This is a genomic window from Chryseobacterium sp., assembly GCF_022712095.1.
Lineage (GTDB): Bacteria > Bacteroidota > Bacteroidia > Flavobacteriales > Weeksellaceae > Chryseobacterium.
The window spans coordinates 1-8752 of sequence record NZ_JALAHD010000259.1; the positions used below are offsets into that span (position 1 = coordinate 1).

Annotated in this window: 9 protein-coding genes; 7 read left to right on the plus strand and 2 right to left on the minus strand. The window is 35.3% G+C overall.

Annotated features, from left to right (window positions below; all coding sequences use genetic code 11):
• Window positions 1-175: 175 nt before the first annotated feature.
• The gene (locus Q0A18_RS13325) at window positions 176-2608 is read left to right on the plus strand and encodes a thiamine pyrophosphate-dependent enzyme (protein ID WP_292010642.1); all 2433 of its coding nucleotides are present in this window, start codon (window positions 176-178) and stop codon (window positions 2606-2608) included.
• 101 nt (window positions 2609-2709) lie between these two features.
• On the opposite strand, the gene Q0A18_RS13330 is transcribed toward Q0A18_RS13325, so the two are convergent.
• A complete protein-coding gene (locus Q0A18_RS13330; RefSeq protein WP_292010643.1) occupies window positions 2710-3093 on the minus strand; it encodes a helix-turn-helix domain-containing protein in 384 nt (127 codons plus the stop codon).
• A gap of 161 nt (window positions 3094-3254) precedes the next feature.
• On the opposite strand from Q0A18_RS13330, the gene Q0A18_RS13335 reads away from it, so the two are divergent.
• A complete protein-coding gene (locus Q0A18_RS13335) occupies window positions 3255-4316 on the plus strand; it encodes an NADH:flavin oxidoreductase (RefSeq protein ID WP_292010644.1) in 1062 nt (353 codons plus the stop codon).
• A gap of 107 nt (window positions 4317-4423) precedes the next feature.
• On the opposite strand, the gene Q0A18_RS13340 is transcribed toward Q0A18_RS13335, so the two are convergent.
• Window positions 4424-5626, minus strand: a complete 1203-nt coding sequence (locus tag Q0A18_RS13340; protein ID WP_292010645.1) for a C1 family peptidase — start codon at window positions 5624-5626, stop codon at window positions 4424-4426.
• Window positions 5627-5839: 213 nt separating this feature from the next.
• Here Q0A18_RS13340 and Q0A18_RS13345 point away from each other — a divergent pair, with 213 nt between their 5' ends.
• The 5 genes from Q0A18_RS13345 to Q0A18_RS13365 all read left to right on the plus strand — a co-directional run bounded on the left by Q0A18_RS13345 (window position 5840) and on the right by Q0A18_RS13365 (window position 8690).
• Window positions 5840-6340 carry a MarR family transcriptional regulator gene (locus tag Q0A18_RS13345; protein WP_292010646.1) on the plus strand — a complete coding sequence of 167 codons (501 nt, stop codon included), beginning with the start codon at window positions 5840-5842 and terminating at the stop codon, window positions 6338-6340.
• A 77-nt stretch (window positions 6341-6417) separates the two neighbouring features.
• Entirely contained in the window at window positions 6418-6864 is a 447-nt protein-coding gene (locus Q0A18_RS13350; RefSeq protein WP_292010647.1) for a hypothetical protein, read from the plus strand.
• 49 nt (window positions 6865-6913) lie between these two features.
• Entirely contained in the window at window positions 6914-7363 is a 450-nt protein-coding gene (locus tag Q0A18_RS13355; RefSeq protein WP_292010648.1) for an SRPBCC family protein, read from the plus strand.
• On the plus strand, window positions 7360-8064 hold the full coding sequence (locus Q0A18_RS13360) for a DUF2071 domain-containing protein (protein ID WP_292010649.1): 705 nt from the start codon (window positions 7360-7362) through the stop codon (window positions 8062-8064). Before Q0A18_RS13355 ends, Q0A18_RS13360 begins: the two co-directional genes overlap by 4 nt.
• A gap of 203 nt (window positions 8065-8267) precedes the next feature.
• Window positions 8268-8690: a hypothetical protein gene (locus tag Q0A18_RS13365; RefSeq protein WP_292010650.1), complete on the plus strand. Its 423-nt coding sequence runs from the start codon at window positions 8268-8270 to the stop codon at window positions 8688-8690.
• The last annotated feature ends 62 nt before the right edge of the window (window positions 8691-8752 follow it).

Here is an 8752-nt window from a genome sequence, read left to right on the forward strand (position 1 = left end):
ATGCATTCAATATATGGGGGGATTTTTTTTTCATAATATATTATTTTATTCAAAGTAATGTACAAAAATTATTATTATCAAATTTTTAAAAAACATTATCAAATATTAAAATTAATTTAAAAAGTGTATATTCGCGAATACCAAAAATTTTTATATTTGTAGAATATCCATAGCTATGCAAACAACATATATTGAAACCCAACAGATTTCCTTTCAGGATTTCAAAAATCAAATACTAGAAGATTATAAACTGGGAAGAATTTCCCGTGAAATGTCTTATTTAGGAAGAAGAGAAGTGCTTACCGGAAAAGCTAAGTTTGGAATTTTCGGTGATGGTAAGGAATTACCGCAGTTGGCCATGGCAAAAGTTTTCAGAAATGGGGATTTTCGTTCCGGATATTACAGGGATCAGACTTTCGCGATGGCAGTAGATGCTCTAACTGTCGAAAGTTTCTTTGCCCAGTTATATGCAGATACAAGTGTGGAAAGAGAGCCCGCATCTGCAGGAAGACAGATGAACGGACATTTTGCTACAAGAAGTTTAAATGAAGACGGAAGCTGGAAAGATCTTACGGCTCAAAAAAATATTTCCTCGGATATTTCTCCGACTGCAGGGCAGATGCCTAGATTATTGGGATTGGCTCAGGCTTCCAAAGTATATAAAAGTGTACAATTCGAAGGATCCGAAAAGTTTTCAAAAGGAGGAAATGAAATCGCCTTCGGAACAATTGGAGATGCTTCTACGGCAGAAGGTCATTTCTGGGAAACGTTAAATGCAGCCTGTGCACTTCAGGTTCCTATGATTGTTTCTATCTGGGATGACGGATATGGAATTTCGGTTCCCACAAGAAATCAAAGAGCAAAAGCTGATATTTCTGAAATGTTGAGCGGCTTTCAAAGAAAAGAAGAGGGAAAACATGGTTGTGAGATTATTCAGGTAAAAGCATGGGATTATCCTGCATTATTGGATGCTTATGCGAAAGCCGAACATTTTGCAAGAACAGAAAGTGTTCCTGTTGTTGTTCATGTGGTGGAAGTAACTCAGCCACAGGGTCATTCTACATCTGGATCTCATGAAAGATATAAAAGTGAAGAACGTTTAGCCTGGGAATCTGAATTTGACGGTTTAGCTAAATTTAAGGAATGGATTCTTAATTACTCCATAGAAATCGATGGGAAAGAAGAAGTTTTAGCTACTTCTGAAGAGCTGGATTCCATAGACAATGAAGCTAAGAAAATTGTAAAAGCTGGTCAGAAAGCATCTTGGGAATATTATCAGAAAGCTATTTTAGATTTGTCTCATTCTGTTTTGCCATTGGTAGAAAGTCTTAAAAATGAAAATTCTGAAATTGAAAATTACCTTTCCCAATATAGTAAACTGATTTCTAAGGGAAAAAAGGATGTATTTCATCTGGTAAGAAAAGTATTATTGGCAACAAGAGGTTCGCATTCTCCGGAAAGAAACCAGCTAATGCAGAAATACAATGAAATTTTTGAAATAGAAAAGGATAATTATTCTTCCCATTTATATTCCCAGTCTCAATGGAAGGCTACGAATGTACAGGAAATTAAACCAGTATATTCCGATAGTTCAGAGGATGTGGACGGAAGAGTAGTGGTAAGAAATAATTTTGATAAAATTTTCGAAAAATATCCGGAAACCTTAGTATTTGGAGAAGACGCAGGAAATATCGGTGATGTGAATCAGGGATTGGAAGGAATGCAGGAGAAATATGGAGCTGTACGTGTTGCAGATACAGGAATCAGGGAAGCTACGATTTTAGGACAGGGAATCGGTATGGCAATGAGAGGTTTAAGGCCTATTGCTGAGATTCAGTACCTGGATTATATATTATACTGTTTACAGGGAATGAGTGATGATCTTGCAACGGTTCAGTACAGAACCAAAGGAGGTCAGAAAGCCCCATTAATTATCAGAACTAGAGGACATAGGCTGGAAGGGATCTGGCATTCAGGTTCCCCGATGGCAGGTATTCTTAATCTGTCAAAAGGTATTTTAGTATTGGTGCCAAGAAATCTTACTAAAGCTGCAGGATTCTATAACACAATGCTTCAGGCAGACGAACCGGCGGTAATTGTAGAATGTCTGAACGGATACAGATTAAAGGAAAAACAACCTGATAACTTAGGTGAATTTACAGTTCCTGTAGGAAAAATAGAAGTCACAAAAGAAGGGAAAGATGTTACGTTAGTTACTTATGGTTCTACATGGAGAATTGTAACTGAAGCTGCCAATGAATTAGAAAAATTAGGTATTTCTGCAGAAGTAATAGATATTCAGTCATTAATCCCATTTGACCTTTCTCATGAGATTGTAGAGAGTGTGAAAAAGACGAACAGACTGGTAGTTATCGATGAAGATGTGGAAGGAGGAACTTCGGCGTTCATTCTTCAGCAGATCCTCGAAAAACAAAAAGCATTCAGGTATTTGGATTCTGATCCATTGACTATTTCTGCGAATGATCACCGTCCGGCTTATGCGAGTGATGGAGATTACTTCAGTAAACCATCAACAGATGATATGGTTGAAAAGATCTATGCTATGTTTAATGAAACAAATCCTCAGAAATATCCGGCGATATTTTAATTGGAGTTAATACAATAAAAAGGCTGCGGGCTTTCAGATTTCTGAAAGCCCGCAGCTTTTTTTATTAATTAAAACTATTTGATTATTTCAATTTGTGAATATCAAAGATTAACCACTTTTTTAACTTCTTTATCCGTTAAGTTACATTGTTCAGTTTTCAGTTCTTTATTCTGATATTTAGCCTCCCATTCCTCCAGCATGGAAAAAATAGGGAGAAGAGCAAGTCCTTTTTCTGTAAGGCTGTATTCCACCCTCGGAGGTAATTCCTTAAATTCCTCACGGATAATTAAACCATCCGTTTCCATTTCCCTTAGTTGGTCTGTTAAAACCTTTCTTGAAATGACATTAATCCGGGCAGCAAGCTCACCAAAACGTAACTTCCTGTCTTTAGTGACCAATACGATAATCGGTTTCCATTTGCTTCCCAAAACAGACATCGCTTTTCTCAGGGGACAGCTGTATTGCATTAATTCATTTTTTTTCATATTAAGGAAATTTTTAATTGAGCTGATTCCATCGTTACCTTGATGTTACTAATGTATGTTACCGCGAAGTTACCACTTTTTTTTAATAAAGGATACAAAAATGAACTATTATTAGTTACTTTGTGTAACAATTGCTAAGTTAAAATTAAATCAATTACAAAATGAGTACAGAAAAATTATTCACACCATTCAGTTATAAAAATTTTCAGCTTAAAAATAGAGTGGTAATGGCTCCTATGACAAGAGGACAATCAGACAATGGAGTACCTACACAGGCGATAGCAGATTATTATGCAAGAAGAGCCGCTTCAGAAGTAGGATTAATTCTTTCAGAAGGAACGGTGATTAACAGGCGTGCCTCTAAAAATCTTGCCGGAATTCCTGACTTTTATGGAAGCGAAGCTTTACAGGGATGGAAAAATGTAATAGACAGTGTTCATCAAAATGGAGGAAAAATGGGTCCTCAGATATGGCATGTAGGAGACACCAGAATGTCCGAGGAATATCCGGCAATACCTATGGAAAAAGCTGCCACAATGAGTTTAGCAGATATTCAGGATACGATTGCACAGTTTGCAGCATCCGCAAAATCGGCAAAAGATCTTGGGTTTGACTGTCTGGAAATTCACGGTGCTCACGGTTATCTTATTGATCAGTTCTTTTGGGAAGTGACCAATACGCGTACTGATGAATATGGAGGAAAAACATTAAAAGAAAGAAGCCGTTTTGCTGTTGATATTATTAAAGCGATGAGAGCTGCCGTAGGGGATGATTTTACCATTATTATCCGTCTTTCCCAATGGAAGCAGCAGGATTATAAAAGCAGATTGGCACTTACTCCTAACGAAATGGAGGAGTGGCTGGTTCCTATGAAAGAAGCAGGAGTTGATATTTTCCATTGTTCACAGCGTCGTTTCTGGGAACCTGAATTTGAAGGGTCCGATCTGAATTTTGCAGGTTGGGCAAAGAAAATAACAGGTCAGCCAACAATTACAGTGGGTTCCGTAGGTCTTAATGGTGATTTCATGGGTGCGTTTGCCGGACAGGGATCCGAAGCTGCAGACTTATCAGAATTGTTAAAAAGACTTGACCGTGAAGATTTTGATCTGGTAGCAGTAGGTCGTGCTATTCTGAATGATTATCAGTGGGTGAAAAAAGTAAAAGAAGGAAAGTTTAACGAACTGGCTGATTTTTCAGCAGAAAGCTTACAGACTTTATATTAAAAGAAATATTTTCTATCTATTCATCTTAATAAAGACTGCTCTCAGATTTCTGAGAGCAGTCTTTTTAACAATATAAATATATCAATTGCCTGAGGCAGAGTGATTGCTTATAAACCTATATTTTTATTTGGCTTTAGCTGCTTTAAAATATTTTTTGGAATCGCATTCTTATGAACTAAAATTGCAGTGGATTTATATTCTACATACGGTCTTGTTACATACAGATAACCCTCAAAATCGTTGGTTACACCCCATGAATTTTTAACCATATAATATTCTTTTCCGGTCTGGTCTTTAGCTAATCCTACGATATGCATTCCGTGGTCGTCTGTAGTGGAAAGATTATTTAATGCTCTCTGGCGCATATCTTCAGTAATTGCTTTATCTTTTTTAGGCTCATTGAAGAGATCTTTTTTTACTTCCGGAGTAATTTGTTCAAGATCAACGTCCGGTACGTAGGCAACTCCGTTTTTATATGAAAAATAAGGTTCTGACACATCTGTTGCCCACCCTACAGAATATCCTTTATTAACAGCATTATCAATAATAGCAGTTAAATCTTTCATAGGTACATTCCAGTCAGAATCATGGCTCCAGTTATCAGGGATCGGAACTACGAATTTCTGATAGTATGGATAATCTTTATAAGAAGATAATTCAACATAATCTTCCGGGTTGATTCCTACAACTTCTTTAGCAAATGTTTTTGGAGTATAATTTTTCCCTCCATAGGTAAAGCTGGAAGGAACTTTTCCAAGATATTCATCAAGGATAGCATCTACAGAAGACATCCAGTTATCAGAAAGCTTACCTTTAGAAGAAGCTTCCACCAAGCTGTCTAATATTGGTTTCAGCTTTCCTTGCATTTCCTTGAAATTATTGGTTGTCTGTCCTGGTCTCAATCCTGTATAAGCTTCCTGAGGTACAGCTCCATACTTTTTATACATATTGATCACATCATGAAGTTCTCCTCCGTCTCCCCAACTGATTGCTCCGTTGTTAAGAACATATAATTTGGCTTTATCGTGATAAGAATTTCGGGCTGTGAAAATTTCTGCTAAATCCACTGGTTTTTTGCCCATACGCTGCATTTCGGATTCCAGAAAAGAATTCCCGGAATAGCTCCAACAGGTTCCTGAAGACCCCTGGTTTTTTACCGAAGTCGCACCAACATCCTTTAAAGATGTGAACTGGAAGTTAGCATTTTGAGAATGATTGTTTTTTAACTTATTAATCAGGTCGTCCTGAGCAAACATCATACTTCCGGTTGATAAAACCAAAAGCAGTGCGGCTAATTTATTATTCTTCATTAACATAGAGATTATATAGAAATAGTCGCTGATATTAACGATTTGTTACATGAATTTTTTAAATATATTTTGAAAATGATCAAGTAAATTATTTTGAGTGGTTTGAATAATTAAAAAGGTAGTAATGGGAATAAATTAAAAAAATATTTTCAATAATTATTGAAAATTCAAAAATTATAATTACATTTGTAATGAATTAAAAAACAACGGAAAATGAAACTTTCAGAAGCTAAAGAAAAGTACATTCAGACATGGGGAACGCTAGCAACCAACTGGGGAATCAACAGGACCATGGCTCAGGTTCACGCTTTACTTTTAGCGGAAGGAAAACCTCTTTCCACCGATGAGGTAATGGAAGCTTTACAGATTTCAAGAGGAAATGCCAATATGAATCTCAGAAACCTTATAGAGTGGGGGATCGTTCGTAAAGAACTTGTGAAAGGGGACCGGAAAGAATATTTTTTTGCAGAACGTGATCAGTGGTTTCTTTTTAAGCAATTGGTAAAGGAAAGAAAGAAAAGAGAAATTGAACCCGTATTAAATTCCATATCAGAGCTGAAACATGTGGATGAAGATACAAAAGAAGCAAAAGAGTTTACCGCTTTAATGAGTGAGATGGAAAACGTAACCGCAAAAGTTTTTAGTATAATGGATCTTGCGATTAAGAGTGATGATCACTGGCTGGTAGGTAAAATTACGAATCTTTTGAAGTAGGTAGAAGAGGATTTAAATCCTTTTTTATTTGTAATTAATTTTCAATAATTACTGAAAATATAAAAATAATGATAATTATGAAAACTTTTTTTAAATGTGATTTTTACATCCAATTAATACTATTACTGGTTATTAGTTGTGTAGTCCTTATAGACCTGAATACCAGAAATGGAGATCTTCTCATTTTGTTTTATTTTGGAGTGGGTATTCCGCAGCTGATAAGTTATCTGATTCGTCTATCTCACTCAGGTAATAAATCTTTGCTATTTAAAATTTACGGGCTTTTTATCATTCCTGTATATCCATCGTTTTTGGGACTTGTCCTTTTTGGAAATACGGATGTAATCAGCATGATATGCTTAATATTTCCGATTTTAGCTTTCTTTTACAGTCCGGTTATGGCGGTGCTGTATGTAATCGATTGTTATAGGGAAATGAAGAAAAAGACTTTGGTGTATAACCGTTATCAATCTATTCGAAATGAAAAACTTCTTATTCAGAATACTCATGAAACTTCTTTTTAAACCCTCAAAAAGAACAAAAGCTGATTTCTTAAATCTTTAAACTTTTATTATGCCAAGAATTTATTTAGAAACCATTATTAACGCTGATATCAATACTGTTTTTGACCTAGCCAGAGATATTGACCTGCATCAGCGCTCCACTTCAAAAACCAAAGAGAAAGCTATTGCAGGCAGGACAAGCGGGCTGATTGAAAATAATGAAACGGTGACCTGGCGGGCAAAACATCCGGGAGTATATCAAACCCATAATTCAAAGATCATCAATATGAAGAAACCTTATGAGTTTACAGATATCATGCTGAATGGCACTTTTAAATCCTTACATCACCGGCATATTTTCAAAGAGGAGGGCGGACATACTCTTATGATCGATGTTTTTGATTTTGAATCCCCTTTTGGAATCCTAGGAAAGCTTTTTAATCAGATTTTCCTTACCCGATATCTTACAGACTTTTTATTAGAAAGAAATAACAGTATTAAAAACACAGCAGAATTATGAATTTTTTAAAAGCAGAATGGCGAAAACTGGCAATTATTAATTATGAAATCAATCCTGAAATTTTATTACCCTATCTTCCGCAAGGAACAGAACTAGACTTTTATCAGGGTAAATGTTATATAAGCCTTGTGGGATTTATGTTTCTGAATACAAGGTTATTAGGCCTTTCTATTCCTTTTCACCGGAATTTTGAGGAAGTTAACCTTAGATTTTATGTAAAGAAAAAAGAAAATGATGTCTGGAAAAGAGGAGTGGTTTTTATTAAAGAAATTGTTCCTAAACCTGCATTAAGTATTGTAGCAAATTCTATTTATAAAGAAAGCTATCAGACAATGCCTATGAAAAATAGGATTCATCGTCAGGAAGATGAATTACTCATCCGGTATTCCTGGAAAGATAAAAGTTGGCATTCTATTGAAATTAGAGCCGAACATAAACAGCTGCCTATGGTTCCGGAATCGGAATTTGAATTTATTACAGAACATTATTTCGGTTTTACCAAACAAAAAAATAAAACTTCAGAATATGAAGTGGTACACCCTCAATGGAACCATTATAAAGTAAAGGATTATCATATTGAAATTGATTTTGAAAAGGTATATGGGAAAGATTTTGAATCTTTAAATCATCAAGTTCCACTTTCTGCTATGCTTGCAGAAGGATCAGAGATTGAAGTGAAAACTAAAAAATATATTGGCTAATGAGGCAAAGTACCTTATGGTAATCAACTAAAAGATGCTCTGCAGAGCGTAGAAGACTGTTTTTAAATTGTGGTACGGAATGTGCATACTAGTTATTAATTATTTAATGATAGTTATTTATGATAATCAATTTTATGTTTAATATAATTGATTTTGATAAGGAACAAATCATTGAGAAGTTAATTTTTAAAAATATAAATGTCATGAACAAAATTTTAGTGTTAAGCCTTCTTTCCCTAGGCTTATCAGTAGGTGTTTCTGCTCAGAAGACTCAGGAACAAATGAACAAGGAATATGGTGAACAGTACAGAGCTATAGGGCAGGACCGTACACTATCCGGACAAGAAAAAGGAAGAAAGAAAAGAGAGCTTTCTGCAAAACAAAGAGAAGATAACCGTGCTTATAATGAGGCTTACAGGCAGAAGAACGGATATTCTAAAGATGATAGAAAGCAACAGATAGAAAATAGAATTGACAATCTGGAAAAAAAGTATGAAAATGATAAAAAACAGATTGATAATAATAAGAGCTTAAGCGACAGTCAGAGAAAGACACAAAAGGAAGCTTTAAAGAAAAATTATAAAAGCCAGAAAGAAGCTTTGAAAAAAGAGAAAGATAAGTATTAAACAAGCCGGGCTGAGCATAAGATCTGGCTGCTGATTCATCAAAAAAACAGCTTTAAAATCAG

Bases quoted from the DNA above. Each gene is read 5' to 3' on its own strand.
- Q0A18_RS13325 (WP_292010642.1), top strand. From the start codon at position 176: ATGCAAACAACATATATTGAAACCCAACAGATTTCCTTTCAGGATTTC.
- Q0A18_RS13330 (WP_292010643.1), bottom strand. From the start codon at position 3,093: ATGAAAAAAAATGAATTAATGCAATACAGCTGTCCCCTGAGAAAAGCG.
- Q0A18_RS13335 (WP_292010644.1), top strand. From the start codon at position 3,255: ATGAGTACAGAAAAATTATTCACACCATTCAGTTATAAAAATTTTCAG.
- Q0A18_RS13340 (WP_292010645.1), bottom strand. From the start codon at position 5,626: ATGAAGAATAATAAATTAGCCGCACTGCTTTTGGTTTTATCAACCGGA.
- Q0A18_RS13345 (WP_292010646.1), top strand. From the start codon at position 5,840: ATGAAACTTTCAGAAGCTAAAGAAAAGTACATTCAGACATGGGGAACG.
- Q0A18_RS13350 (WP_292010647.1), top strand. From the start codon at position 6,418: ATGAAAACTTTTTTTAAATGTGATTTTTACATCCAATTAATACTATTA.
- Q0A18_RS13355 (WP_292010648.1), top strand. From the start codon at position 6,914: ATGCCAAGAATTTATTTAGAAACCATTATTAACGCTGATATCAATACT.
- Q0A18_RS13360 (WP_292010649.1), top strand. From the start codon at position 7,360: ATGAATTTTTTAAAAGCAGAATGGCGAAAACTGGCAATTATTAATTAT.
- Q0A18_RS13365 (WP_292010650.1), top strand. From the start codon at position 8,268: ATGAACAAAATTTTAGTGTTAAGCCTTCTTTCCCTAGGCTTATCAGTA.